Origin of the sequence: Rhizobium leguminosarum bv. viciae USDA 2370, from assembly GCF_002008365.1 — a bacterium.
Classification (GTDB): domain Bacteria; phylum Pseudomonadota; class Alphaproteobacteria; order Rhizobiales; family Rhizobiaceae; genus Rhizobium; species Rhizobium leguminosarum.
In genome coordinates, this window is record NZ_MRDL01000037.1 from 123,375 (window position 1) to 147,869 (window position 24,495).

The 24,495-nt window shown below is 58.3% G+C and carries 25 protein-coding genes and 5 pseudogenes; 16 read left to right on the forward strand and 14 right to left on the reverse strand.

Annotated features, from left to right (window positions below):
• Positions 1-2 precede the first annotated feature (2 nt).
• The 4 genes and pseudogenes from BS629_RS19605 (at position 3) to BS629_RS19620 (ending at position 4,784) form a co-directional block, all read left to right on the forward strand.
• Complete coding sequence (locus tag BS629_RS19605; RefSeq protein ID WP_018245302.1) at positions 3-1,691, forward strand: CocE/NonD family hydrolase; 1,689 nt, start codon at positions 3-5, stop codon at positions 1,689-1,691.
• Positions 1,681-2,104: pseudogene (locus BS629_RS19610) on the forward strand (tRNA-specific adenosine deaminase). Before BS629_RS19605 ends, BS629_RS19610 begins: the two are co-directional and overlap by 11 nt.
• Positions 2,105-2,145: 41 nt before the next feature.
• Positions 2,146-3,195, forward strand: a complete 1,050-nt coding sequence (locus tag BS629_RS19615; RefSeq protein ID WP_018245303.1) for a questin oxidase family protein — start codon at positions 2,146-2,148, stop codon at positions 3,193-3,195.
• Entirely contained in the window at positions 3,192-4,784 is a 1,593-nt protein-coding gene (locus tag BS629_RS19620) for an amidohydrolase family protein (RefSeq protein ID WP_018245304.1), read from the forward strand. Before BS629_RS19615 ends, BS629_RS19620 begins: the two co-directional genes overlap by 4 nt.
• On the opposite strand, the gene BS629_RS40355 is transcribed toward BS629_RS19620, so the two are convergent.
• From BS629_RS40355 to BS629_RS39845, 3 genes and pseudogenes are all read right to left on the reverse strand, one after another.
• A complete protein-coding gene (locus BS629_RS40355; RefSeq protein WP_312860767.1) occupies positions 4,705-4,896 on the reverse strand; it encodes an exonuclease domain-containing protein in 192 nt (63 codons plus the stop codon). The two genes, BS629_RS19620 and BS629_RS40355, sit on opposite strands and share 80 nt — an antisense overlap.
• 176 nt (positions 4,897-5,072) lie before the next feature.
• Positions 5,073-5,288: pseudogene (locus tag BS629_RS39840) on the reverse strand (methyl-accepting chemotaxis protein); the annotation flags it as partial.
• A 464-nt stretch (positions 5,289-5,752) separates the two neighbouring features.
• Positions 5,753-6,073, reverse strand: a pseudogene (locus BS629_RS39845) (hypothetical protein); the annotation flags it as partial.
• Between the two features lie 296 nt (positions 6,074-6,369).
• On the opposite strand from BS629_RS39845, the gene BS629_RS19645 reads away from it, so the two are divergent.
• Both BS629_RS19645 and BS629_RS19650 read left to right on the forward strand, forming a co-directional pair.
• Positions 6,370-6,780 (forward strand): winged helix-turn-helix transcriptional regulator, encoded by a 411-nt coding sequence (locus BS629_RS19645; protein WP_018245306.1) that lies wholly within the window; start codon positions 6,370-6,372, stop codon positions 6,778-6,780.
• A 165-nt stretch (positions 6,781-6,945) separates the two neighbouring features.
• A complete protein-coding gene (locus BS629_RS19650) occupies positions 6,946-8,373 on the forward strand; it encodes an aldehyde dehydrogenase family protein (protein WP_018245307.1) in 1,428 nt (475 codons plus the stop codon).
• Between the two features lie 664 nt (positions 8,374-9,037).
• Here the strand turns inward: BS629_RS19650 and BS629_RS19655 are convergent.
• From BS629_RS19655 to BS629_RS19680, 6 genes are all read right to left on the reverse strand, one after another.
• Positions 9,038-9,325: a MurR/RpiR family transcriptional regulator gene (locus BS629_RS19655; RefSeq protein WP_018245308.1), complete on the reverse strand. Its 288-nt coding sequence runs from the start codon at positions 9,323-9,325 to the stop codon at positions 9,038-9,040.
• A gap of 108 nt (positions 9,326-9,433) precedes the next feature.
• On the reverse strand, positions 9,434-10,393 hold the full coding sequence (locus tag BS629_RS19660) for a sugar phosphate isomerase/epimerase family protein (protein WP_018245309.1): 960 nt from the start codon (positions 10,391-10,393) through the stop codon (positions 9,434-9,436).
• A complete protein-coding gene (locus BS629_RS19665) occupies positions 10,390-11,394 on the reverse strand; it encodes a Gfo/Idh/MocA family oxidoreductase (protein ID WP_018245310.1) in 1,005 nt (334 codons plus the stop codon). Before BS629_RS19665 ends, BS629_RS19660 begins: the two co-directional genes overlap by 4 nt.
• Positions 11,395-11,502: 108 nt before the next feature.
• Positions 11,503-12,426 carry a sugar ABC transporter substrate-binding protein gene (locus tag BS629_RS19670; RefSeq protein WP_018245311.1) on the reverse strand — a complete coding sequence of 308 codons (924 nt, stop codon included), beginning with the start codon at positions 12,424-12,426 and terminating at the stop codon, positions 11,503-11,505.
• Positions 12,427-12,526: 100 nt separating this feature from the next.
• On the reverse strand, positions 12,527-13,537 hold the full coding sequence (locus BS629_RS19675; protein WP_018517231.1) for an ABC transporter permease: 1,011 nt from the start codon (positions 13,535-13,537) through the stop codon (positions 12,527-12,529).
• Positions 13,537-15,111, reverse strand: a complete 1,575-nt coding sequence (locus BS629_RS19680) for a sugar ABC transporter ATP-binding protein (protein WP_018245314.1) — start codon at positions 15,109-15,111, stop codon at positions 13,537-13,539. Before BS629_RS19680 ends, BS629_RS19675 begins: the two co-directional genes overlap by 1 nt.
• A gap of 160 nt (positions 15,112-15,271) precedes the next feature.
• Between BS629_RS19680 and BS629_RS19685 the strand changes: the two genes are divergently transcribed.
• Entirely contained in the window at positions 15,272-16,306 is a 1,035-nt protein-coding gene (locus tag BS629_RS19685; protein WP_018245315.1) for a LacI family DNA-binding transcriptional regulator, read from the forward strand.
• A 56-nt stretch (positions 16,307-16,362) separates the two neighbouring features.
• On the opposite strand, the gene BS629_RS19690 is transcribed toward BS629_RS19685, so the two are convergent.
• A complete protein-coding gene (locus BS629_RS19690; RefSeq protein WP_018245316.1) occupies positions 16,363-17,148 on the reverse strand; it encodes a helix-turn-helix domain-containing protein in 786 nt (261 codons plus the stop codon).
• Between the two features lie 121 nt (positions 17,149-17,269).
• Here BS629_RS19690 and BS629_RS19695 point away from each other — a divergent pair, with 121 nt between their 5' ends.
• Positions 17,270-18,850, forward strand: a complete 1,581-nt coding sequence (locus BS629_RS19695; RefSeq protein ID WP_018245317.1) for an ABC transporter substrate-binding protein — start codon at positions 17,270-17,272, stop codon at positions 18,848-18,850.
• Between the two features lie 71 nt (positions 18,851-18,921).
• Here BS629_RS19695 and BS629_RS19700 read toward each other — a convergent pair whose 3' ends face one another.
• Together BS629_RS19700 and BS629_RS19705 are read right to left on the reverse strand one after the other, a co-directional pair.
• Entirely contained in the window at positions 18,922-19,296 is a 375-nt protein-coding gene (locus BS629_RS19700) for a DUF5615 family PIN-like protein (protein ID WP_018245318.1), read from the reverse strand.
• Positions 19,293-19,925: a DUF433 domain-containing protein gene (locus tag BS629_RS19705; protein ID WP_018245319.1), complete on the reverse strand. Its 633-nt coding sequence runs from the start codon at positions 19,923-19,925 to the stop codon at positions 19,293-19,295. The genes BS629_RS19700 and BS629_RS19705 overlap by 4 nt, the downstream gene beginning before the upstream one ends.
• Positions 19,926-19,984: 59 nt before the next feature.
• Between BS629_RS19705 and BS629_RS19710 the strand changes: the two are divergent.
• Positions 19,985-20,116: pseudogene (locus tag BS629_RS19710) on the forward strand (transposase domain-containing protein); the annotation flags it as partial.
• Positions 20,117-20,264: 148 nt separating this feature from the next.
• On the opposite strand, the gene BS629_RS19715 reads toward BS629_RS19710, so the two are convergent.
• Positions 20,265-20,615 carry a hypothetical protein gene (locus tag BS629_RS19715; protein ID WP_080646143.1) on the reverse strand — a complete coding sequence of 117 codons (351 nt, stop codon included), beginning with the start codon at positions 20,613-20,615 and terminating at the stop codon, positions 20,265-20,267.
• Positions 20,616-20,714: 99 nt separating this feature from the next.
• Here BS629_RS19715 and BS629_RS38935 point away from each other — a divergent pair, with 99 nt between their 5' ends.
• The 5 genes and pseudogenes from BS629_RS38935 to BS629_RS39850 all read left to right on the forward strand — a co-directional run.
• A complete protein-coding gene (locus BS629_RS38935; RefSeq protein WP_155256963.1) occupies positions 20,715-20,954 on the forward strand; it encodes a hypothetical protein in 240 nt (79 codons plus the stop codon).
• A gap of 164 nt (positions 20,955-21,118) precedes the next feature.
• Positions 21,119-21,319: a type II toxin-antitoxin system VapB family antitoxin gene (locus BS629_RS19725; RefSeq protein ID WP_018245323.1), complete on the forward strand. Its 201-nt coding sequence runs from the start codon at positions 21,119-21,121 to the stop codon at positions 21,317-21,319.
• Complete coding sequence (locus tag BS629_RS19730; RefSeq protein ID WP_018245324.1) at positions 21,316-21,699, forward strand: type II toxin-antitoxin system VapC family toxin; 384 nt, start codon at positions 21,316-21,318, stop codon at positions 21,697-21,699. The genes BS629_RS19725 and BS629_RS19730 overlap by 4 nt, the downstream gene beginning before the upstream one ends.
• Before the next feature lie 209 nt (positions 21,700-21,908).
• Positions 21,909-22,136, forward strand: a complete 228-nt coding sequence (locus BS629_RS19735; protein WP_085990123.1) for a CopG family transcriptional regulator — start codon at positions 21,909-21,911, stop codon at positions 22,134-22,136.
• Positions 22,133-22,471: pseudogene (locus tag BS629_RS39850) on the forward strand (PIN domain-containing protein); the annotation flags it as partial. The gene BS629_RS19735 and the pseudogene BS629_RS39850, both read left to right, overlap by 4 nt.
• Here the strand turns inward: BS629_RS39850 and BS629_RS38940 are convergent.
• Positions 22,455-22,784 (reverse strand): hypothetical protein, encoded by a 330-nt coding sequence (locus BS629_RS38940; protein WP_018517229.1) that lies wholly within the window; start codon positions 22,782-22,784, stop codon positions 22,455-22,457. The pseudogene BS629_RS39850 and the gene BS629_RS38940 overlap by 17 nt on opposite strands.
• Before the next feature lie 176 nt (positions 22,785-22,960).
• On the opposite strand from BS629_RS38940, the gene BS629_RS39265 reads away from it, so the two are divergent.
• Positions 22,961-23,137, forward strand: a complete 177-nt coding sequence (locus BS629_RS39265; protein ID WP_018071841.1) for a hypothetical protein — start codon at positions 22,961-22,963, stop codon at positions 23,135-23,137.
• A gap of 34 nt (positions 23,138-23,171) precedes the next feature.
• A complete protein-coding gene (gene rsgA, locus BS629_RS19745) occupies positions 23,172-24,224 on the forward strand; it encodes a ribosome small subunit-dependent GTPase A (protein WP_018245326.1) in 1,053 nt (350 codons plus the stop codon).
• Positions 24,225-24,495 lie beyond the last annotated feature (271 nt).

The following is a 24,495-nucleotide window of genomic DNA, read 5'->3' on the forward strand; positions in this document are numbered from 1 at the left end:
GCATGCTGGCACTCCGCGACATCGAAACTCTTCGGATGCGCATGGCGGACGGCGTTCATCTCGCGGCCGACGTCTATCGTCCCGTCGGCCCGGAGCGCTATCCCATTCTGGTGATGCGCCTGCCCTATGGGCGAAAGGTCGCCTCGACGGTCGTTCTGGCCCATCCCGCATGGTATGCGGCGCAGGGTTACGTGGTGCTGGTGCAGGATGTTCGTGGCCGTGGAGATTCGGAAGGGATCTTCAGGATTCTCGAGGACGATGTCGCAGACGGCGCGCAGACATTGTCGCTGGCGGCCGATCTTGCCGGCGGCAACGGCATGGTGGCAAGCTATGGCTTCAGCTACCACGGCATGAACCAGTTCCTGGCCCTTGCCGGCGCTCGAAAATCCGGCGGGAAAGTGCCCGATGCGATGGCAATCGCCATGGCGGCTTTTGATGTGCGCAACCACTGGGCCTTCGAAGGCGACGGGTTCCGTCTGCAGTCCAACCAGATGTGGGCGTGCCAGATGGCCGTCGAAAATGCCCGGCTGGCCGGCGACCTCGATGCCGCCCACATGTTGCATGCCGCTTTGCCTTCTCTGCATTCGGGCGCGGTTTCGGCACGGCCGGACGGGTTGGAGCAGGCATCGCGATACACGCATTATCACGACTGGCTTGCCGATGATCCGTCCTATTGGCGGACAAGGTCGCCGCAATTACTACTTGAGGGCGTGACACTCGACGTCCCCGTCCTGCATGTCGGCGGATGGAACGACATTATGCTTGAGGGCACGTTCGCCGCCTTCGAAGCATTTTCCGCGGGCAGCAATCTGCAGCGGCTCTCCATCGGACCATGGTCGCATATCCCCTGGGGGCGACGGGTCGGGGCATTGCATGCCGGAGCCGACGCTGCAGACGGCATCGACCGCGAGATCGTCGCATTCTTCGACGAGGCGCTCAAAGGCCGCGAAAATCCTTACCCGAAGGTCCGGCTCTACGATGTCGTCAAAGAGGCCTGGGCCGGTTTCGAAAGCCTGCCCACAGCCGAGATGCTGGTGCTTCATCTCTCATCGGGCGGCCGGGCGGCCGCGACGAGCATCGATGGAACGCTTGCCGAGATGCCAGAGCTTGCGAGCGCCGATTATCTCGTCCACGATCCATGGCGGCCGGCCCCGAGCGTCGGGCTGCATCTCGGCACACCGCCGGATTTTGCCGACAGGGCGGCCATCGACGACAGGGCCGACGTGTTGGTCTACACCTCCGATCCGCTCGACCGGCCGCTCCTGCTGACCGGAGCCCCGAAAGTGGACCTCTTCGTCACCGCCGACAGGCCGAGTTTCGACCTGGATTGCACCTTGAGCACGCTCACCTCTGATGGAGCCGCCATCAGCGTGACGTCGGGACATAAAACCGTAAAGGCCGACGACGCAGGATCGCCGGTTTCCGTCGCGCTGCGGCCCGTCCACGTAACGGTGCGGGCGGGGCATTGCCTGCGTCTATCGATACAGGCGGCGTCGTTTCCCGCTTTCCCCGTCAATCCGGGCACCGGCGCACGACCGCAGGACGCGGCCGTAACGGATCGGCTGGTCACGACCCTCGTGCTCCAGTCAGGCGATGGCTACCCCTCCACCCTGCGATTGCCCGTGATGCGGCAGGCCGATGCGAAAGACAGCCAATCGCATACGGTAGAGGAGAACGGACATGAGCCTTGATCACGAAAGCCTTCTCAGATTGACCTTCGAGATTGCGCACCGAGCCAAAGCGCATGGCAATATGCCCTTCGGCGCGCTTCTGGCCGGTCCCGGCGGTGAAATTCTTCTTGAGGAAGAAAACGAATATTTCCCCGACCTCGATGCAACGGCCCATGCCGAGCGCCTGTTGGCGACGCGTGCCTCGAAGCTCTATCGCGAGCCGTTTCTGGCGCAGTGTTATCGGCCGGGTCGTCTATGGCCTTTCCGAACATCGGCTGAAGGCCATGACAGGGGATCACCCGGACAACTCGACAATGGACTTGCCATGCCGCGATGTGTTTTCGGCGGGCCAGAAAAGCGTCGAGGTCATCGGACGCTTGATTGAGACGGAAGCGGAAGCTGTTCACCGGGACGCCTGGCAACCAACGGTGTGAATGCAAGCGGGCATTCCGTTTTCAACGAGGAGTTTAGATCCATGGTACCAAAAGAAAGCACTTCGGACGAACTGAGAACGCTGCTAGCCGACATGCCGGCATGGGGTTCTGAATTTTCGCGCACATTTGCCAATCATGCGCCGATGGTCCTCGTCGCGCTGGACCGGATCGGCGGCGGATCGGCTCAGCTTCGACGGTTCTTCCATCACTACAGAGACGCCAAGCAGCTTTTACCCTTCGCCCAGCCATTGAAGAGCCTGGATAGTAAAAACTGGAAAACCGCGATCGGGATGCGTGAGCGCGAACCTGATCTGCGCCATTTTTTTGCCGGGGAGTTGGCGCGACTCGGGATACATGAGGCTCTTCAGCTTTATCTTCCAGATCTTGCCGACGGCATAACTGCCAGCGCCTTTCATGCGCTGATGCGAACGGCCTACGGGGTGCTTCGTTCTGACGAGACCGATGTCGCCATTGCGCTCGCCTATTGGGCCGCCACCTATCTGCCGCTTCCCCAAGCCAAAGGGACGCCGCCGATCACGCACGACCCGGCCGAAGTCTTGGCCCTGACCGCTGCAATCGAACCACTGCATGGCATGAAACTTCACGACCTTCTCTGGCAGAACATACGCGACGCCAGCAACGTGCCTGAATTTGTGCCGGTCGTCGATTGGCTCGACATCGGGCCGGACACGATGGAAAAAATGGCGGCGACTGCGCTCGCCATTTTTGCGGCAACCCAGCACTTCGCCGCTCTACACATTATCACCGGGCTGCACTGGATTCGTCTGCTCAAGCCGCATTGCGACGAGGCGACCCTCTATCGGATGTTGCGGGTGTTCTGGCAGGGGATCGCCGCACTGATGGGCGAACTCGGGTTTCCCCATATGCCTGACAGAGCGGCAGTCGATCGCTGGCGTCTTATTCATGTGCCGGATTGGCCCGAGATGCATGCGATCGCCGCGCAAAGCTACGACGAGCACGATATCAGTCTCGCCTTTTCCGCCAGCGAGGAAATGAAAGTCTATAGCGACCCGCTCTACCGCGTCGTGGTCGCCCGCCGCCTCGGACTTGTTGGAGACTACACGAAATGAGCCTGGAACAGCCGATGTCAGGCGACTGCATCATTGAAGCCGGAACCGTGCTATGCGGCGTTTTGCCCGACGGCACCATGTCCATGCGCCACGATGTAGGCATCCGTGTCGCGGGCGGCATGATCGCGCAGATCGGGCCTCTTGCCGCCGTTGCCTATGGCAACGACCATCTTGCCCGCTTCGGATCTCCCGACATGATCGCGATGCCGGGATTGGTCAACAGCCATCACCATTTCGGGATCACGCCGCTTATGCAGGGCGTACCCTTTGCTCCCCTGGAGTTTTGGCTGCCGCAATTCCGGGCGATGCGCCAAATCGATGTCCGGCTCGACACGCTCTATTCGGCCATCGAGATGCTGGAAAGCGGAACGACGATGGTGCAGCATATCAACAGCGGGCTTGCCGGCGCACCGGAGAACTGGATGGCGACGGCAAATGCCACGCTGGAGGCCTATATCGAGATAGGCATGCGGGCCGGTTTTTCCTTCATGATCCGCGACCGCAACATTCTCACCTATGACGAGGATGCCAAGGTGCTGGCCACCCTTCCGGACACCGTCCGCAGTTGGATCGCGCCCAAACTCCACGCGTCCAACATCCCAATCGCAGATCTGATGACATTTTACCGTGCGCTCAGGGAAAGCTGGTTCGACGCTCGGCCGGATCACGTCCGCATCAATCTCGCCCCTGCCAATCTGCACTGGTGTACGGATGAATGCCTGCACACGATTTTCGAAACGGCGAGGGAGACCGACGCGCAGGTTCATATGCATCTCCTGGAAACCGAGCGGCAATCGAACTTCGCCCACAATAAATTTGGCCATAGCGCCGTTCAGCATTTGAAGGCGCTCGAATGCCTCGGTCCGAACGTCACCCTCGGGCACGGCAACTGGATGAGCCGCGCGGATCTCGACATCGTAGCCGATTGCGGCTGCAGCATTTGCCACAATGCCTCATCCGGCCTGCGGCTCGGCAGCGGCATCGCCCCCGTCAACGAAATGCGCCGGCGCGACATTCCGGTAGCACTCGGCATAGACCAGTCGAATATAGCTGACGACCGCGACATGACGCTTGAAATGAAGCTCGTCTGGGCACTACACCGCGAAACAGGCCTGTGGAACGACCGTCCTGATGCTGGTGCCGTGCTGCAGATGGCGACGGAACACGGTGCTAGAACCGTGGGCTTCGGCGGCTTTACGGGCCGGCTCGAACCAGGTCATCAGGCCGATATCGTGCTGATGGATCGCCGCAAGATCGGAAGGCCGCATGTGAACGTTCGGACGCCGGCAGTAGAAAGCCTCCTGCATCGCGGCGGACGACATGCCATCACCCAGGTGTTCGTCGGCGGTCGCCTTGTCGTCAATGATGGAAAAGTCATTACGATCGACCGTGAGGCGGTGCTTTCAGAAATTCGCGACCGGTTGGAATGTCCCGAAACGCAAGGCGAGCGGCAGGCCTTGGATGCGATCGCCTCCCTGCTCCCCCATCTTGAAGCCTATCACCGCAATTTCACGCCGGCGGCCGGTTATCGCTCCTATCGATATAACGCGATGGCGGACGAGGAATACGTCCTGCCGCATCGAAAGTGAAAGCGATCACGCCAATCTCGATAATCTCATCCTTGCGAACACTGAGGCCCGTGGTCTCGGTGTCGAGAATGATGCCCTTGAGGGGTACGTGGGCCGGGGCGAATGGTGCGATTAAGCGCGATCAGTTTCTGCAGGATCCAATATCGAGCTGTCTCTGACAGATGTCGGGCCATGTCCCCTCCACTCATGGGGTTGGAATGCTTGTCGGGTTTGGCGGATTTTGAGGAGCCACGCATGACCACTTGGTCGCGCGTAGCTTGCTCCGAAAGCATGTCAAACTGTTCCACCGGCCAGCCCCACGGCTTGCTCGCGCGACGACGCCGCAATGGCATCGACGTGTTTGTTCATCGCGACCACCAGTTCCCCGATCTGCTTCAATGAGCCGCCTGTTTTCGAAACGAGTTCAACACCAGTAGCAACTTCACCGCTTGAGGTTTGAATGAGCGCCTTGATTTCCTTGGCAGCCTGTGCCGATCGTTGCGCCAGTTCACGGACCTCCTGGGCATTCGCCCTTTGAAACAGCCCCGCGACAACCGTGCAGGACACGATAGCGAACCACACGGACGCGGTCCGCTGAAGTATCGTCAGCCGCCAATGGCTTCGCGCACCGACCTGCGTCAACCTGCCGATCAAACCCCAAATCACGGCAACTATGCTTGCCAAGGCAACGAAAATGATAAGCTTTGGCAGGAAGTCCGACGCGCTCGGCGGAGGTAGAAGAACAAGTCCGAACACAAGGGCCTTCGGGTTGAGCGTCGTCGTCACATATATGCGTCGAGCGACGGCGGCTTCTCAAAATCAATCTTAAGCCATCCCTGGGCGCCCAAGCTCAAATTCGTAGTCAGCGAAGGCGCGACCGCACGCTTGAATAAATTCCAGCATTTGGCCCCGGAAGACGAAAGCTTTTTGAAGGTTCTGGCGATCGCGGAAGCGCTGTGATCGTTAGAAATTTACGCCCGTTCCCTGCAATGCGCGAACTCGTTGCCCTCTCCGCCGTTCGCTTGAACTGTTCGTCACTATCAGCCAGAGCGGCCAAATCGCTTGACACCAGTCGAACAACTGCTGGGCAACAAGATGGACGACCTTCCCTTCCCGTTGGATCCGGCCATTGATCGCCATCATCGACGATTCGAGAACGATCCGCCGGCGTTTTTCGAAGAGTGTCGGCCCGCCCTGTCTCGTCCTCGATGGTAATGAACATGACGCCGTTGGCCGATCCCGGCTTTTGCCGCACGAGCACAAGTCCGGCGGTATAGACCCAATGCCCTTGCGTTCATTGCCTCTGCACAATCACCGCCCCTTCAGACAGTATCATTCCGGCGCGACCTTCTGCCCGGCGCCGATGGGCAGTCAGCACTCGCTGACCCCGGCACGCCTTCGGGCGCAAAAAGGTGGGTCATCGGCGCCATAACTATGCGATTTTTGAGTTCAAGCGATCGGTTGGCGATGGGGCGGAAAAGACTGCTTGTATCGGGACTGGCCCTCAGTAGAACTCCGTTGCGTTTAACGGGCCCACCGGTATACCATGTAAACCTAGCGTCAATTAGGCACTTCAAGTCGCCTAGGTATATCGAAGGAAACCGTCATGCTCGAACTTGAACCGCTCTGCTTTTCTTCTGAATGCCCGAGCCGGGCCTTGTTCGATCAGATTGCTGATAAGTGGTCAATGATGGTGCTTGCCGTACTCGACGACGAACCGCAGCGCTTCAACGCCATTCGCCGTCGGCTGCAAGGTGTCACGCAAAAAGCACTCACTCAGTGCCTCCGCCGGCTCGAACGCAACGGCCTGATAGCGAGAGAGGTGATTTCACTCTCGCCGGTCGCCGTTCAGTATCAGGTGACGCCGCTGGGCCGCACGTTACGGGAGCCACTCCAGGAACTTCACAAATGGACACTGGTAAAACTGCCGGAGGTCACCGCAGCAAGAGAGGCTTTCGACAGCATAGATGGCGGGCAGAAGGGCGCGGACAGATCGCTAATCCAGTTACGTCTTTAACGCGACGAGAGCGACTGCAGGAGGTCCGATACTGGCTCGCGGCGGTTCGGGAAAGAGAACTCGGACCAGGTATACTGTGCCCTACCAGGGCTACTTTAAGTGCCTAATTGACGCTAGGTGTACAAAATATACTTGTGTTTCCGTCAACAATGATGGAGCATATTCATGCGCAACAATCTTCAATTCTATATCGACGGAGCCTGGGTACAGCCCAAAAGCACGGCCGTGATCGATGTTATCAACCCCGCGGACGAAAGCGTCGTTGGTCAAGTCGCGCTAGGCGATGCAAGTGATGTGGACGACGCGGTTTCAGCCGCGCGAAAGGCATTTGAACCGTATTCACTCACCTCGATTGAGGAGCGAATTTCGCTCTTCGACCGGATTATAGCTGCCTACGACAAGCGAGTGAGCGACCTAGCCCTCGCGGTAACGGATGAAATGGGCGCGCCGCAATGGCTTTCAGAGCAATTGCAGGTGACCGTCGGCGTTGCCCATTTCAAGATTGCACGAGCAGCGCTTGAGACCTACCGATTTGATGAGCCTCTTGGCACAAGTGAAGTCGTGCGCGAGCCGATCGGCGTTTGTGCGCTGGTCACGCCATGGAATTGGCCCTTGATGCTGATGGCCGCAAAGGTGGCACCTGCACTTGCTGCGGGTTGCACCGTGGTGTTGAAGCCGTCTGAAATCGCGCCGTTCTCAGGTACGATCCTTGCCGAAATCCTCCATGACGCCGGAATACCCAAGGGCGTGTTCAACCTTGTTCATGGAAATGGCCGCGTTGTCGGCAATGCTTTGACGAGCCATCCCGAGGTGGACCTTGTCTCCTTCACCGGCTCAACTGCGGCTGGGATCGAGGTGGCTCGCACCGGTGCGCTCACAGTCAAAAGGGTACATCAGGAACTGGGGGGGAAGTCACCCAACATCGTTCTCCGTAGCGCGGACCTCGCTTCTGCTGTCGAAGGGGGCGTGGCCCAGATGATGCTGAACAGCGGACAGAACTGCAGCGCACCATCTCGGATGCTGGTCCATGTCGATCAGGTTGCCGAAGCAATCAGCTATGCCAAGGCGGCCGCCGAAACGTGGTCGGTCGGCCATCCTTCTTCTAATTCAAAGATGGGACCGGTGGCCTCGGAAGCGCAATGGAACAAAATCCAGCGTCTGATCCAGTCGGGTCTCGATGAAGGCGCCACGCTTGTGACTGGAGGGCTCGGCCGTCCCGACGGACTTGATGCTGGCTTTTACGTCCGGCCCACGATCTTCGCTGACGTTCGCAACGACATGACGATCGCGCGCGAAGAAATCTTCGGGCCAGTCCTGGTCATCATCGCCTATTCCGACGAGGAGGAAGCGGTGAGGATCGCCAACGACACGACCTACGGCCTTGCTGCCTATGTCCAGGGTGAGCGGGTTGCGGCCGAAGCTGTCGCGCGTCGCCTGCGTGCCGGCCAAGTCTACCTGAACAATGTTAATCTTGATCTGGCTGCGCCCTTCGGCGGCTACAAGCAGTCCGGCAACGGACGTGAATGGGGTCCGATGGCGATCGCTGAATTCCTTGAGACCAAGGCCATCATCGGTTTCCGTGAGGCAGCTTGACAGCCTAACCTGATTATGGATGCCCGGAACTCAATTGATCCGGGCATTCTGCTGTTTCTTCCCACCGCCGGCGGAGGACCGTGATCTGTCAGTACTTCTCGAAAGCGCGATGCGTTCTTGCAGCCCCCATCTGTCCTCGATCTCTCACCCCGGCGCGGAAAAAAATAGAAGGGGTGCTGGCGGATGGAGCGTCCTGCCGATTTCAGAACAGCATGAAGTAAGAACTCACCTGACGGAATCGCCGGGTTGCATGCACCTACCCGCAAAGACCGATTGGCAGGATCTCGAAAGCATTCGTACGGATTGTGCAATGACATCGCCTGCGGATCCGATAGCTTACAAAAGCAAGCGGTCTCCTCGACAGCATCCGTTTTCATCTTCCGCAGTTTCCGCCCCAAGAGACTTCGCGAATGGCATCCGCAGGCGTCCCTAGAGTCCGGATGCTGCCCATAAAGGCTCCGCATTCTCCCGATCACCTTTGCGCGCAAATACGAAAATTGCCACCTTGGGAAACTTCATCTTATCGAACATTAGCTTCAGGGCCTTTATGGCCCGCGCGTCGCCATTTCTAGCTGCATTCCGTGCTTCGTCGATCTCCTTGTCGTAAAGTTCGCCAGGAAACTCCGCCGATCACCGCCGATGGGGCCGCAGAAATCGCGGATCTTCAGCGATGACTAGCGGCAGTGCGGCAGATATCTTCTCTTATTATCACACGAAGCTCGCCGAAACTTTGGAATCCAATGTGCCGGACAAGCCGATGGACCGTTGTTGGAGAAACGCGGCACCTGCGCGCCACCGCGGCAGCACTTTCAAAGGCCGTTATTTCCGGCCTTTCCAGGATCTCCCTTGCGACCCGTTCGAGACCGACGGGAAATACCAGCTGCCGGCTGGCGATCAGGCGCTTCAGCTCCTGCAGTGTTGAGGGAGGAGGAGAGTTCCGATCCTGTAGCATTGCGCTCACTTTCAAAAGAGCTGACTTCACGCAACTCAGCCGAAGCCCGCACAGAGGCGGCGCCACACATAAGATATGCGAAGTGCAGTCGGGCGTGTTTCGCTCCGACTAGATCGCCTGCGGCTTGAAATCGCTGGCTGCGACCGGCATCACGCCCTGCAACAGAGCGACGGACTTCTCCAGTCCTTCAAGGCTGTTCAGAAGCACATCCTCATGCTCTATCGAGAGCCAGCCATCGTAACCGGCCATCTTCAGCCTGTAGCAGAACTGCCGCCACCATTCTTCGCCGTGGCCAAATCCCAGCGTTATATAGGACCAGCTACGCGCCGGGATATCCATTAGGCTGCCGTTCTCCAAAAGGCTGGTGACGGCCTGCTTCGGAGTGTTGAGGAGGGTATCTTTGGCATGAACGTGGTATACGGCTCCGCCGAGCGCTTCTGCGGCGACAAGAGGATCGGCACCCATCCAGAAGAGATGCGACGGGTCCAGGTTTGCTCCGACGACCGGGCCAACGGCTTCGCGAAGCTTCAGCAACGAAGGGACGTTATAGACGCACTGATTGCCATGCAGTTCCAGCGCAATGCGTTCCACGCCGTGCTCTCTCGCTAGTGCCACGATCCTGGTCCAGTACGGGAGGAGCTTCTCCTCCCACTGGTAGCGAAGGATAGCCTGCGTTTCCGGCGGCCATGAGGAGACCACCCAGTTCGGCATGGTGTCGGCGGCATTCCCGGCTGGAAGTCCCGACATCGCGCAGACGGTCTTGATACCCAGCTCGCCGGCTGCGCGGATCGTATCCTCAAGACCCTGCCCCTGGCCATGATCGGTCGGATGCAGGGGATTTCCGTTGGCGTTCAAGCCTACCACTTCAAGTTCCCGGTCGGCGAAAGCTCTGAGGAATGACTTCTGCGCGTTCTTGTCCCGCAGGATCGTCGATAGATCGAAATGCGGCGCCGTCGACCAGCCACAGGTGTTGACCTCGACGCCGGAGACGCCCAGCCTTTGCGCGTGATCCAGCATTGCCTCGAAGGGCAGGCCGCCGAGGCTGTCTGATACGAATCCAAGCTTCATGCGTAAAACTCCGGTTTGGAAATCATTTCGACGGGAACCTTGCAGCCGTCGTTCAAGGCCGTGACGCCGGCTTCGGCGACCCTTGCGGCGCAGTATCCGTCCCAACTGCTCGACGCGATGTGCGGGAACACTCCGGTCTCGACGAACCGAATGAAAGCGCGGTTCTGGCGGCGATAGGCTTCGGCATAGCGGCCGCGCCAATCCGCTTCGTAGCTTGTGCTCTGGCCGAGCTCCCGGTCGACGCGGGTGTAGTTGACGGCGTTCATGGCGATGGTCGCCTTCTCGCCCACCAGTTCCGCGCGCACGTCGTATCCGTAGGCCGCGTTATTGTTGATCTCGATATTCACGAGTTGATCATCGGCGGTTTCGAGCACCATATAAACCGGTGCGACCAGCGCGTCGGAGCGCTTCGGCTGGAAGGCGGAGATCGATACGTATTCGGTGTCGAGAACATGTCGGACGACATCGAACTCGTGCGGGGCGGAATTGGTGATTGCCATCGCTCCGGTGAAGTCCGACGCGGGCGTCGCGACATTACGATGAAAGTTGTGCATCATCAGGGCGCGGCCAATCGCACCGTGCTCCAGAGCCTGCTTCATCTCCACATAGGATTGATCGAAGCGGCGCATGAAGCCGAGCATTATGAACTTCTTTCCCGCGGCTTCTTCCGCCTGCATGATCTCCAAGCATTCTTTCGAAGATTGCGACAGCGGCTTTTCGCAGAGAGCCCGTTTGCCGGCTCTTATGCAGGACAGCGACAAGGGCGCGTGCGTGAAATCGGGGCTTGCGATGATAACTGCGTCCACGTCCGGACGGGCGGACACCCGGTCGGGGTCTGAGTCGACGTCGTGAGCGCTGTAGGCGTCCGCCACCTTGCGGGCGCGATCCGCATCCATGTCGCAAACGACCTGGAGGCTCGCCCCCGGCAGATCTTCTGCGACGATTCTCGCATGATCGGCTCCCATCAACCCTGCCCCGATGACGGCGATCCTTATTGTCATTTCGATATTTCCTGTCGTTAGAGAACCAGCGATTTGCGGCAAGCATTGCGTCTGTCGTGCGAAATGCGTGCCGGGAACCCCATCCCGGCACGCACCCTTGGGAGGGCTTTATTTCTTTGCGTATTGGTCAACGTTGTCCTTGGTGATCGAAGCAAACGGCACCAGCTTTTCGGCCGGCGCATCCTCGCCTTTTTTCAGGCCTTCCACGACCTCGAAGGCGGCCTTCGCCTGGCCTGCGGCGTCCTGGAAGATGGTCTGCGACATGGTGCCGGCCTTGATCGCATTCAGAGCATCGGCCGTACCATCGACACCGGAGATCATCACGCCCTTGAGGCGGTCGGCACCTTGAAGTGCTTCGAGCGCGCCCAGCGCCATCTGATCGTTGGCTGCGACGATTGCATCGAACTTCGGAAAGCTTTGGATCCAGTCTTCCGTGACCTTCATGCCTTCAGCGCGGTCGTAGTTTGCCGAAAGGCTGGCGAGGGTGGCCACGTCGGAACGGCCGAGCGCATCCTCGAATCCCTTCTTTCGCTCCTGCGTGTGCGAAAGCCCCGGCGTGCCTTCGAGGTAGAGGATCTTGGCGTCCTTGGGCAGGTGTTCTTTCATGTATTCGCCCTGGAGACGGCCGGCATCGATGTTCTTCGAGCCGACGAACGTGTATTTGCCGCCTGCCGATTGGATGCCGAGAGCGATGACGGGAATGCCGGCCTGGTTCGCCTTCTCGACGCCCGGTACGATGCCCTGATAGTCGACCGGCACGACGACAATCGCATTGACTTTCTGCGCTATGAAGTTGTCGATCTGATCGAGTTGCTTGCTGACGTCGTTGTTGGCGTCGGAGAAGCTCACTTCGACTGCCGGATCGGATTTCGACGCTTCGATGAAGGCGTTTTTGCGCGCCATGACGAAGACGTCCGTATCCGCCATATTGGCGTAACCGACGACGAATTTGTCCGCGGCGAATGCAGCGCCGGTGGAGATCCCGGCAAGGGATATGGCGCAGGCGAGAGCGAGTTTGGAAATGGCTTTCATTGGGTCCTCCCATAGAGTTTCAGATTCATTCCGGATGCGGGAAATCCCGCCGACAAAGAGGTGGTTCCTCAGCAGGCGCTAGCCCGCCGAAGAACATCGGTCATGCCTTCTTTTTGCTGCGGGCAGACTTCGTCCAGACATCGAGGATCACGGCGATCGCGATGATCAGACCCTTGATGATCTGCTGCCAGTACGAGCTGACATTCATGAGATTGAGCATGTTGTTGATGACGCCGATGATCAGCGATCCGATAATTGTGCCGGTAATGGTTCCGGTGCCGCCCATCAGGCTGGTGCCGCCAACGACCACCGCGGTGATCGCGTCGAACTCATAGCCGACGCCGCCGGCCGGTTGACCGGAATTGATGCGAGACATGAGGACGATGCCTGCGACGGCGCACAGAATGCCGTTGAAGATGAAAGCCTTCACGACGATGCTGTCTGGATTGATGCCGGAAGCGCGCGCGGCACGCTCATTGCCGCCTACCGCATAGACGTATCGGCCGAACTTGGTCTTGTTGAGAAGAATCCAGGAAATGACGATGACGATCGCGAGGATGAGCACGGAGATCGGTACTGGGCCAAGCGAGCCTTGCCCGATCACTTTGAAGTCGCCCAAGCCCGTCACGGGCGATCCACCCGTATAAAGGAGCACTGCGCCGCGTGCGACGGTCGTCATTGCCAATGTCATGATGAACGACGGGATGCGGAAGAAGGTGATGACGAAACCGTTTACGATGCCGGTCAGAATGCCGACTGCTACGCCCGCGACGACCGCGAGGATGACGCTGGCGGTGATGGCCATTACGCTCGCGGCGATGACCCCACAGAGCGCGAGAACAGATCCCAGCGATACGTCGATATGTCCCAGAATAATGATAAAGGTGACGCCGCATGCGAGAAGGCTAACCACCACAACCTGACGAAGGACGTTGGTCAGGTTGGCTTCCGTCAAGAACGTCGGGCTCAAAATCGACGCGAGGATGCAGATTCCGACGAAGATGAGAACCGTGCCGTACTGCCGGTAGATCTGGGAAAAGCTCATGTTTCGAGAGCCTGAAATCACCTGGCCTCCTCGTTTCACGGCCGCCTCTGCGCGTTCGATACTCATCAGTGTCCTCCCGTGGCGAGGCGCATGATGTTTTCCTGCGTGGCCTCGTTCCTTGTTAGTTCGCCGGTCACCCGGCCTTCGCTCATCACCACCACGCGGTCACTCATGCCTAGGATCTCGGGCAGTTCAGATGAGATCATGACGATCGCCAGCCCCTGACGAGCGAACTCGGTCATCAGTCTGTGAATTTCGGATTTCGACCCGACGTCGATGCCTCGTGTGGGTTCGTCGAGAATGAGCAGCTTCAGATCACCCAGCAGCCACTTGGCGAGAACGATTTTCTGTTGATTGCCGCCGCTGAGGTTTTCAACGATCATTGCCGTATCGGGCGTCTTGATCTGGAGCATCTTGATCATGCGCTGGGAAGCTGTCTCTTCCTGCCGCTCGCTGATGAAAAGGCCGGAAGCGAACTTCTTGAGGTTCGCAAGCGAGATGTTCTCGCCGACGGACCGGCAAAGCACCAGACCTTCCGCTTTGCGATCCTCTGAGACCATGGCGATGCCGTTGGCGATGGCATCCTTCGGGGACATGAGCTTTAACGGTTTTCCGTTCAGACGGATGACGCCCGCGTCCGCCGCGTCCAGGCCGAAGATCACCCGGGCGACCTCTGTCCGCCCTGCGCCGATCAGGCCGGAAAGGCCAATGATCTCGCCGGCGCGCACCTCGAAGCTGACATTTTCGAAGCTGCCGTCACGAGAGAGGTTCTCGACGGAAAGGACAATCTCGCCGATCGGCACTTCCTCTTTCGGAAAAATACTGGAGATCGTGCGGCCGACCATCTGGGAAATCAGCTTTGCGGGCTCATATTCGCTGGCCGGGGCGGCAGCGATGAACTGGCCATCACGCATCACCGTGATGTCGTCGGCGATCTGGAAGATCTCGTCCATCTTGTGTGTGATGTAGATGATCGCGACGCCTGCTGCTTTCAGGTCTGCGATCTGTCTGAAGAGCATCGCGACTTCCGTGTCGCTGATCGCCGACGTCGGTTCGTCCATAATCACCAGAGAGGCCTCGCGCGAAATCGCCTTGACGATCTCGATGAGTTGCATCGTCGCGATGGACAGGTCTCGCATCTTGGTTTGGGGGCTGTATTTCAGACCCAGCCGATCCAGGAGCGTCTGCGTATCTGAATTCATGCGATCGAAATCGACAAACCGGGACAAAATGCCTGTCCGGCCGTAAGTGGGTTCGCGGCCGAGAAAGATGTTTTCGGCGATGGTCATGTCGAGCACCGGGCTGAGTTCCTGATGGATCATCGAGATCCCTCGGTCCAGTGCGGCTGCGGCGCTTTGGTGGTCGAGCTTTTCGCCTCTGAAAAGGATTTCTCCGCCGTCGATCGCGTAGATACCGCTCAGAATCTTCATGAGCGTCGACTTGCCGGCGCCATTTTCCCCGACGAGGACATGGACGGTGCCGGGACGAACCTTCAGGCTCATGCCATCGAGCGCGAGAACACCAGGGAAGGCCTTGGTGATTGAACGCATTTCAAGAACGAAGCCGGCTCCGCTATCTATAGGCGTGCGATGGCCTTCGCCGCCTGAAAGCGGCGCCACCTTTTGCAAGGTCGCAGACATGAGAGTATTTCCTCCAAATGAGAGAGCTCTCCCAAGCCCTCCCGCCAAATTGGCTTTTGCTGAAAGATGAAATTGCGAAAATTCCGCCAGCTGTCAACGAAGCTGTGGATTTTTCTCCCAAAACCTCTCATAAATAGCGTCAGATTATGAGAGGCTTATTATGTCACGCCCAACGATCCCCGACTTGGCAAAAGCCGCGAATGTAAGCATTTCAACAGTCGACCGCGTGTTGAACGGTCGCGACCCCGTGCGCCCACAGACGGCGGAGCGGGTTCTTAACGCCGCCCGCCAGATTGGTTTCCATGGCGTGACGGCCATCGCCCGGCGACTCGAGCACGACAAGCCGGTGATCAAATTTGGCTTTCTTCTCAAGCAGTCTCACCGCAAGCTTTATCAAATGTGGGGCGATGTTCTCGTCGCGGCGACCGAAGCATTTCCCGACGCCCATGGAAGGGCCATCGTTAGATTCATGGACGATCTTGCGCCCGACAAGGCTGCCGAGGCGATCTACGCTCTCAGTCGCGAAGCCGACGTCATTGGAATGATCACCTCCGACCACCCGCAGGTGAACCACGCCGTCGATGGTCTTGCAGCAGAGAACATTCCGGTCGTGACCATGATTTCCGATATTTCCACTGCCTCCCGCGCAGCCTATGTCGGCAACGACTGCGTCAAAAAGGGCCGCACGGCCGCGTGGTTCATAGCCGGGCTGAATGGCAATGGCGGCAAGGTTTCCGTCTTCGTCGGAAATCACCGATATCTTGCGCAAGAACTAAACGAAATGGGGTTTCGATCATACTTCCGGGAGAGCGCGCCGGGCTTTCAGATGCTGGAGACGGTTGCAACCCTTGAAGAGCCCGAAATTGCTTATGAGGCCACGCGTCACCTTCTACAGACCGAACCAAATTGGGTCGGGCTTTACGTTGCCGGCGGCGGCATCACCGGTGTGATGCGAGCTCTGCGGGAGGATGGTGGACCGGCAGCCAAACGCCTTGTGGTCATAGCACACGAGCTCACGAATGAAACAAAAGCCGGTCTTGCTGAAGGATTGATCAAGGTCGTCCTATCTCACCCGGCAAAGCAGTTGGGGGAGACCTTGGTGCGCGCAATGGCGCAAGCTCTCGATACCGACCGATCACCGACCGTGTCGCAGCACATTGTACCCTTCGACTTCTACACAGCGACTAATATCTAAGAAAACTGCCTGGTGATACGTTGGCGGCCGTTGTGACATCGCCCCCTGGCCTTTTCTCAATACTCTGCGGGCACCTCATATACTTCTGCAGCTGGATCCTCGAGGAATGAGCGCACCGTCGGTGGTAGCTGGCGCGACGATAGCGGGACAGGTCCACAGCGCGCAAGTAGTTCACGCAAGTCTGGCTCGGTGCCGACATGCCGCCAGATCATCCGCGAGGCATAGGGGAGGTTTTCCCTTCGCCACGAAATTCCCATCGTCGTCCCACGTAGATAGACGCGCTGATACTCGTCGAATGGCAGGAGGATAGTCTGCGACATCATGGCGTTCGGTCCGACGACACGCTGCGTGATGAAGATCCGGTTCCGATAGAAGGCCGCCAAGCCGAGATATTTCGAAAACTGTTGAATGCCGCTTCCGAGGTCTCGAAGCCGCTCCATCGATTTGGCCTGCACCAATCCACCCTGCTCGATGAGGCGGCTGCACGAACAGACAACCATCCCGGGCCAGGATGGCGAACGATAATAGGTCTGAAAATAACCGATATGACGCCTGAGCGCGGCTAGGTTTCCGGGAAACGCTTTGAGAAGCTCTGAACCTCCGTTGCTACCGAGGACGGGTTTGTGAAGTCGCTCGCGAAACTGCTTGGGAGCGAGGCCAAAGTCGGCTGCATCAAGATCGAAATAGTTGGCGATGCGAGCCAGATTATGGGCGGAAGGCCTCGTCTGGCCGTTGATGTATCGATTGAATTGTTGCCGGTTGATATCGATTGCACGGCACAGATGCGAAATTGAACGTTGCGTTGCGCAGGCGATTTTGAGGTTCTCGACCAGGTGAGGCATCCGTAACTCCGTCTTCTCGTGAACTAGCGTAAACTCGCTTAAGGATGCGTCAAGTCGCGAAATTGCGTGAGCCGACCCAGCCTCTACGTTCCCACTTACAAATGAAAAAGAGGGGACCGTTATGACGCATCAAAAGGATCGATCTTCGCAGCCGAGAATCGGCCGCCGCCACTTCCTCGGCGGTGCCGTCGCGCTCGGCGCCTTGCCGGCCCTCGCCTCGGGCCTCCTGATGCCGCGTGACGCACGGGGGCAGGAAGCCAAGCGTGGCGGCCATCTGAAGCTTGGCCTTAAGGGCGGCGCCACCAGCGACGCGCTCGACCCGGCAACATACAGTGCCTCGGTACTGTTCGTCATTGGCCGCCTCTGGGGCGACACACTTGTCGAATCCGACCCCAAGACTGGCGCACCCCTGCCCTCGCTGGCAACTTCCTGGACGCCGTCGACGGATGCTTCCATCTGGACCTTCAAGATCAGGAACGATGTACGGTTTCACGACGGCAGCAAGATGACCGTCGCCGACATTGTCGCGACGCTGAAGCGGCACGCGGACAAAAACTCGCAGTCGGGCGCTCTTGGGCTCATGGCGTCAATTGCAAGCATTGAAGAAAAGGCGGGCGACCTTGTCCTGACGCTTTCGGAAGGCAATGCGGATCTGCCTCTCCTTCTCACCGACTACCACCTGATTATCCAACCCAAGGGCGGCGTCGAAAATCCGGCAGCAGCAGTCGGCACCGGTCCTTACATTCTGAAAAGCTTCGAACCCGGGGTCCGCGCCACATTCGAGAAAAACCCAAAGGATTGGCGCTCCGACCGCGGCTTTGTCGACAGCGTCGAAATACTCGTCATCAACGACAACACCGCGCGCGTTGCGGCGCTTGCCTCCGGCCAGGTCCATTTCGTCAACAGCATCGACCCGAAGACAGTTCCCATGCTGCAGCGGGCACCGACTGTGAGTATCATCCGGAATGCAGGCAAGGGCTTCTACTGCTTCCTGATGCATTGCGACACGGCGCCCTTCGACAACAGCGACCTTCGTCTCGCGTTGAAATATGCCATCGATCGTCAGTCGATCCTGGACAAGGTTCTCGCCGGCTATGGAACGATCGGCAACGACTATCCGGTCAACTCCAACTACCCCCTGGCGCCGACCGATATCGAGCAACGGCCCTATGATCCCGACAAGGCCGCCTTCTACTTCAAGAAATCGGGTCTCGACCGTCCAATTCTGTTGCGCACCTCCGACGCAGCCTTCCCGGGCGCCGTGGATGCGGCGATCCTGTTCCAGCAAAGCGCGCGCAAGTCCGGGATCACGATCGACGTGAAGCGCGAACCGGAAGACGGCTACTGGACTAATGTCTGGAACAAGCAGCCCTTCTGCGCCTCCTTCTGGGGCGGTCGCCCGACACAGGATTCGCGCTATTCCACCTCCTATCTATCGACCGCCGAATGGAACGACACGCATTTCAAGCAGCCTGACTTCGACAAGTTGGTATTGCAGGCGCGGTCTGAGCTCGATGAAGCCAAGCGCAAGGTGCTTTATCGACAGCTGGCTTTGATGGTGCGAGACGATGGCGGTCTGATCCTGCCCGTCTTCAACGACAACATCATGGCCTCTTCGAAGACGCTGAAGGGCTATGTCGACGACATCGGCAACGATATGTCGAACGGCTACGTCGCGACGCGTGTCTGGCTGGACGCCTGATGCCCGAAGCCGGGCGAATAGGGCGCGCGCGGATTCTAACCAATCTGTCCCGCATTGGCGGAAATTGATCTTCACTCTGGCAGTGCATAGCGCGTCAGCAGAGCCTCGCCCTCTTCGATGGCGATCTCGATCACCTCGTTCACCAGATCCGGAGATCCGGCGAGTTCCCGCAGAACGAGCGTGAACAATTCCCGCTGCTGCATCGGCAGAACCTGCGGCACGATGATCACCAAGCCAGCATGCAGATCCTCTCGCGCATGGAGTTTCCTGAAGTCGCGGGCATTGTTCGTCACGAAGGTAAAATCTTCCGCGACGATCCGAGGCATCAGATCCCAATCGGTCTCGCCGCTCAGGCCCAGCCAATTGACGTGGAAGCAATCGTGGCCGTGATGTTGAGCCACGGCCACGAGCGATGTGTGCAAGCATTCATCGACGAGAAACTTCACGTAGCCGTGCCCGAGGGCTTTTCGGTACCGGCCTTTCCGAGAGGCAAGCGCTTCACCGACTTCACTTTCAGTCCCTGCTCCGACAACTTTCGTGGCCGCCCACGGGCAGGATGAGCCGCTACCCAGATTTCGGCGAGGTCCACCATGCGCGCAGTGAGAGCCGGATAGCCCTCGACGATCTCGTCCGTGGGAGCGCCTTGCAATTTCATCGCAGCGATTGTTCGGACAGGAACGCGCGTTCCTTTGAAGACCGGCTCACCGCCAACCACACCTTTCACGCTGTGGATGATCTTGTCCGCTTCCCTGAGCGCTTCGCCACGCGCGGCCAAGCGCTCCCTCGCTCTCGCGACGTCGACGATCAGATAGTCGTCTGCTCTGACCGTGTCGGCTTCAGGATTTTCGTCGATGGCGGCAAAGAGGCGCTTCCGGCGCTCGGCGGAAAGGATTGAGCCGACGCCGAACCAGAGTTTCAGGCGCAGCAGATCGTCGTCAGTGATCGCTCGGCTTCGGTGGCCGGTAGAGGGGCTTCCAATGATTCGTTTGTCGATCGCGTTGTGTACCGACTTAATGCCGATCTCACTCACGGCAGCCGCCTCAGTGGGTGTGTATTCGCGAAGTCCTGCAGCCATAATTAATATTCTCCTTCGAAAGAATATATATGATTCACGGGTAATTCGCAATGTGGCTGCTCAACGACATCGATCCGCAGACTTGGCTTGCTGACGTCCTGGCCCGCATCGCCGACACGCCAATCAGTAAGCTGGTGCAATTGCTTCCGTGGAATTGGCAGCTACACGGACTGAACGCTCAAGCAGCCTAATCTGCGGCCTTCACCGGATGCTTACGATAAATCCGATCCATCGAAACAGAATCTCACCATGCACATATGCTGCCCGAGTTGCTTTGTGCATTCCATTAGCGACTTCCAATAAATACTGACAGATTTCACTGGAAATCAACGACCCGGTCTACTGGACAATGAGGTTTGAAAAATCCAACGTGAAGCGTTTCTGCTGAAGAACGGCGTTCATGATGGCAGACGCCAGAGGGAAATAAGCGAGCGGATCTTCATCGGTATGTTGCTTCTCAAGCGCCATATTCGCCAGAACCCGCGCTGTATCCACACCTTCGACCGTTTCGCCAAACAGTTCGCTCGACAACATTTCAACGACTGTGCGGCCAGTTCCCAATCCCTGGCGGAGGCGGCTGTTACGCCCTCCGCCAACAGTGACGTGCAGATCGCCCAGTCCGGCCAGCCCGAATGCCGTTGTGGTTTGCCCGCCCAGGGTGCAGGATGGGGATAACGGCAGTGGTGCCACCTTCAGCTATGGCTGGTGAGGCGGTTCACAACAGTCCAAAAAGGCGATGTCACGTCGTTTCGGCAGCGCATGTTCGCCGCTTTCCCCGAGGCGACCCCAATGGTGATCACCTACACAATCGCGTCGAACATCCGGACATCTTTTTGGCCGTTGCCTCAGAGGAAGTCGCGCACAACACTGGCACCGCCCCCAATCCTGACCGGCTTTCCATCAGCTATGGCAACAGCCTGCCGGAGTGGCTCGGCCGGGGTCGTGTTGATGAAATGGGATGTTGTCCCGCCTGCCGCGCAGACGATCATCGACGTCCAGATCGAGAAGATTCAGAAGATGTCGAAATAGGTCGAAGCAAGCGAGCGCTAGTGACCTGATCGGCTACGGTAGCCGCCACGCGGTCGCGCAGCTCCCGCTCTCACTCGGCGGTCCTCAGGTATCGATGTGGGAACTAGGCGTAGATTTTATCACCAAATGGTGCTAGTTAAAGCGCCTGAACAGGATAAGAAACGATGCGATCGACTATCAATCTAGACGACACTCTCATGGAAAGGGCCAGGTCCCTGACCGGCACAAAAGAAACCGCTGCTATAGTCCGCCAGGCGTTGGAGACGCTTGTTCGAGTAGAGTCCGGAAAACGCCTCATCGCGCTCGGCGGAACTATGCCCGATGCAGAGGCAGCTCCACGTCGCCGGAGCGCAGCTGCCAAGTGATACTGGCAGACACTTCTATATGGATCGATCATTTCCGCCATGTTGATGCGGAACTTCGGACGATCATTGAGGACGATCGTCTACTCTGCCATCCGGCTGTAGTTGGCGAACTGGCGCTTGGCAGCCTTCGAGATCGCGGGCGCGTGATAGCGTTTCTGGCAGCCCAGCGCCAAGCGTTCGTCGCAACGCATGACGAAGTGATGACAATGATTGATCGTCACGGCATTTTCAGTATGGGCATCGGCTATACAGATGCCCACTTGCTCGCCTCGATACTGCTTGATCGGCGAGCGGCGTTATGGACCAGGGACAAGCGTCTTCAGGCGGCGGCCAAAAAGGCAGGCGCTTCATTGCATAAGCCGGCCAATGCTCGCAACTAAACACCTAAATAGTTCTGCCGATCTTTCGCATTTTTCCGATCGTTCGCCTTGAGCAGGTTCGAACCGGAGACCCGTGGTTCGCGCACAGATTTGAGAATGCGTTTTCAATCGTTTTCGCCGGTGAACAGGTTGGCGCAATGGTGCGTCCTTTCGGTATCAACCTTGAGAAGGCCGGCCACCTGCTTTATATGATGCGTGATGAGGCGGATATGAGAACGACCTTGGCAATCGACGACGATGTCCTGATCGCCGCAAAGGCGATGGCAACCCAGCAGCACCGGAGCGTCGGCGAGGTCATTTTTGAGCTGGCGAGACGTTCTCTGCGCCGACCGCCCAGCAGCCGCGAGCGCAATGGCATTCCTCTCCTGTCAGCTCGGCCGGATGCGCCGCCAGTGACGCTCGAAATCGTGAACGCCTTGCGTGACGAACTGCAGTGACTTTCCTGCTCGACGTCAATGTGCTGATTGCCTTAATCGATCCGGGCCATGTAGCCCATGATGATGCGCACGAATGGTTCGCGGCGATGGGTCAGACCGCGTGGGCTACCTGCCCCATTACCGAAAATGGTGTCATCCGGATTGTCGGCAACCCCAAATATCCCAACTCTCCCGGTTCACCGTCACTCGTGATGGAGATCGTCCGCAAATTGCGGTCGCTCCCCGGTCACAGTTTTTGGCCGGACGATGTGAGCCCTGTCGGGTCAGGTGATATCGCTGCCACGAAAATTCTAACATCGGGGCAGGTAACTGTTTCATTCAGTTTTGTAACGGCTTCTTCCGTGCGTTGGGTTCGCAGGCGTTCCACCTGCTCCTTGGCTTCCGCGATTTGCGAGCCGGTTGTTGCCTGTTCAGAGGCGATGGCAGCGCTTGCCCCAACAGATCGGCGTCGATGCCCAGAAGCTCCGTGTAATCTGATCGATTGATCAGCCCCCGTTCGACCGGCGACTGCTTGCCTTGCAGCTCGTCCTTTACGACCTCGGCCTGCTTCTGAACTGCAGCTTCCTGCTCGCGTAAGCCAGATAAGGTTTGATCTAGCTGTTCAAGGCGCCATTTGAGAATGGTCTGTTCCGACCGGAAACGGGCCATGCGGGCGTTGAATTCCTTCTCTTCCTCCAGGATGAGCTCGCTTCATTAAATAATCGACATTCGCCTTGAACAGGATCGACCCGGCGTTGGCTAATCGTGAAGCACCTGATAGGACCGCCGAGTATGAGGTCTTGGCACCATCTTCAGAGAGCCTCGGACCGGATCGGAGAGCTTTGATGGGCTGGAAAACACCGAAGATCGAATACGTGAATGGCTATAAGATCGTTGAAGTTGAAGGGCCCAGCTTCAAAGTCTACGATGGCGACCGTCAGCTCGGGGACGATTTCCCCTACCCCGGCGAAGCTGCTGCTTACGCAACCTCGTTGCCAAAACGGGATCATCCACGCAGCTAGGCGAGAAGCCGCGGAAGATCATTGAAAACCCTTTATGGCAGCCTTAACGAATGTGGAACAGGATTTGACCAGCTCCCAACTTTCTCCGCCGCTGGAACTGCTTGGGTGGTCAGAATTCTTCGCGGACCAGGTCCAGCCCAGCGAAGCTGACTTGATCCCCAGACGCATTGCTTCCGTTCACCGGGCACGCATCGAGGCAATCGATGTCACCGGGCCGGTCGGACTGGAATTTCCAGCCAATACCAATACTGGTGACTACGCGGTCGGCGACTGGGTTCTTGCCGATCCACTGACCGACATGCTCATCAGACGTCTCGACCGAAAAAGCGTCTTTCAGCGACGACCGGAAGGCGGGCGTGGCCAGCAACTTGTTGCCGCCAACGTCGACACCCTGTTGATCGTGACCTCGTGCAATGCCGATTTTAATCTTGCTCGGCTGGAACGTTACCTGATCATGGCCAACCAGGCCGGGAGCAATCCGGTGATTGTGCTGACAAAGGCCGACACCGCGGAAGATGCCGGCATGTTCCAGGCGCAAGCCGAGGCTTTGCAGCGTGACCTGCCTGTCATTGCCTTGAATGGGCGCTCCGCGGACGCAGTTTCCCTGTTGAGGCACTGGTGCGGCATCGGCCAAACAGTTGCGTTGGTGGGGTCTTCTGGTGTCGGAAAATCAACACTGGTGAACACCATGACCGGGCCTGAATCTGACACAAAGCAAAAGACAGGCACCATCCGCGAATATGACGCGCAGGGCCGACACACAACCACCGCACGATCCCTGCATGCAATTTCAGGCGGCGGCTGGGTCATCGATACCCCGGGAATAAGGACGCTTTACGTGAGTGATGTTACCGACGGTATCGACACCCTCTTTGCTGAAATAACCGAACTGGCGCCGCTTTGCCGCTTTCGCGACTGCACCCATGCCCATGAACCGGGGTGCGCCGTTCAGGCAGCTGTCGCAAGCGGTGCCCTGGTCGCCGATCGCCTGGAACGCTGGCGGAACCTGCTTACAGAAAATCGCGACCGGACACCGGTCGTGAGCGGACCCCGCGGCAACAAGATCGTCCGCAAGAAGAAATATTGAAAGTGTTGAACGTTTGCGACGGTGCTCATCGGCGTCAGCCACGATCCGCCACCTGAATTGGCTGGGCTGGGGATAGCGTCAGCGCTCAATGATTGGGATTGCGGTCAAGAAGAAGACCCTGCAAACGGCCGCTCCCCGCTTGTGCGGGATATGTCTTTGAACAAACGAGATGCGGACGTGCTTTCTCTAGCTGTCCCGCTCGTGCAAATCGCCTTGGGCCTCGAACTCTCGGCACCATATTTGTCTTCGGCTCTTCGAATCAAATCAACAG

Coding starts and splice junctions, on each gene's coding strand:
- BS629_RS19605 (WP_018245302.1), top strand. CDS start 3: ATGCTGGCACTCCGCGACATCGAAACTCTTCGGATGCGCATGGCGGAC.
- BS629_RS19615 (WP_018245303.1), top strand. CDS start 2,146: ATGGTACCAAAAGAAAGCACTTCGGACGAACTGAGAACGCTGCTAGCC.
- BS629_RS19620 (WP_018245304.1), top strand. CDS start 3,192: ATGAGCCTGGAACAGCCGATGTCAGGCGACTGCATCATTGAAGCCGGA.
- BS629_RS19645 (WP_018245306.1), top strand. CDS start 6,370: ATGCTCGAACTTGAACCGCTCTGCTTTTCTTCTGAATGCCCGAGCCGG.
- BS629_RS19650 (WP_018245307.1), top strand. CDS start 6,946: ATGCGCAACAATCTTCAATTCTATATCGACGGAGCCTGGGTACAGCCC.
- BS629_RS19655 (WP_018245308.1), bottom strand. CDS start 9,325: ATGCTACAGGATCGGAACTCTCCTCCTCCCTCAACACTGCAGGAGCTG.
- BS629_RS19660 (WP_018245309.1), bottom strand. CDS start 10,393: ATGAAGCTTGGATTCGTATCAGACAGCCTCGGCGGCCTGCCCTTCGAG.
- BS629_RS19665 (WP_018245310.1), bottom strand. CDS start 11,394: ATGACAATAAGGATCGCCGTCATCGGGGCAGGGTTGATGGGAGCCGAT.
- BS629_RS19670 (WP_018245311.1), bottom strand. CDS start 12,426: ATGAAAGCCATTTCCAAACTCGCTCTCGCCTGCGCCATATCCCTTGCC.
- BS629_RS19675 (WP_018517231.1), bottom strand. CDS start 13,537: ATGAGTATCGAACGCGCAGAGGCGGCCGTGAAACGAGGAGGCCAGGTG.
- BS629_RS19680 (WP_018245314.1), bottom strand. CDS start 15,111: ATGTCTGCGACCTTGCAAAAGGTGGCGCCGCTTTCAGGCGGCGAAGGC.
- BS629_RS19685 (WP_018245315.1), top strand. CDS start 15,272: ATGTCACGCCCAACGATCCCCGACTTGGCAAAAGCCGCGAATGTAAGC.
- BS629_RS19690 (WP_018245316.1), bottom strand. CDS start 17,148: ATGCCTCACCTGGTCGAGAACCTCAAAATCGCCTGCGCAACGCAACGT.
- BS629_RS19695 (WP_018245317.1), top strand. CDS start 17,270: ATGACGCATCAAAAGGATCGATCTTCGCAGCCGAGAATCGGCCGCCGC.
- BS629_RS19705 (WP_018245319.1), bottom strand. CDS start 19,925: ATGGCTGCAGGACTTCGCGAATACACACCCACTGAGGCGGCTGCCGTG.
- BS629_RS38935 (WP_155256963.1), top strand. CDS start 20,715: ATGGTGATCACCTACACAATCGCGTCGAACATCCGGACATCTTTTTGG.
- BS629_RS19725 (WP_018245323.1), top strand. CDS start 21,119: ATGCGATCGACTATCAATCTAGACGACACTCTCATGGAAAGGGCCAGG.
- BS629_RS19735 (WP_085990123.1), top strand. CDS start 21,909: ATGAGAACGACCTTGGCAATCGACGACGATGTCCTGATCGCCGCAAAG.
- BS629_RS38940 (WP_018517229.1), bottom strand. CDS start 22,784: ATGGCCCGTTTCCGGTCGGAACAGACCATTCTCAAATGGCGCCTTGAA.
- BS629_RS39265 (WP_018071841.1), top strand. CDS start 22,961: ATGGGCTGGAAAACACCGAAGATCGAATACGTGAATGGCTATAAGATC.
- rsgA (WP_018245326.1), top strand. CDS start 23,172: ATGGCAGCCTTAACGAATGTGGAACAGGATTTGACCAGCTCCCAACTT.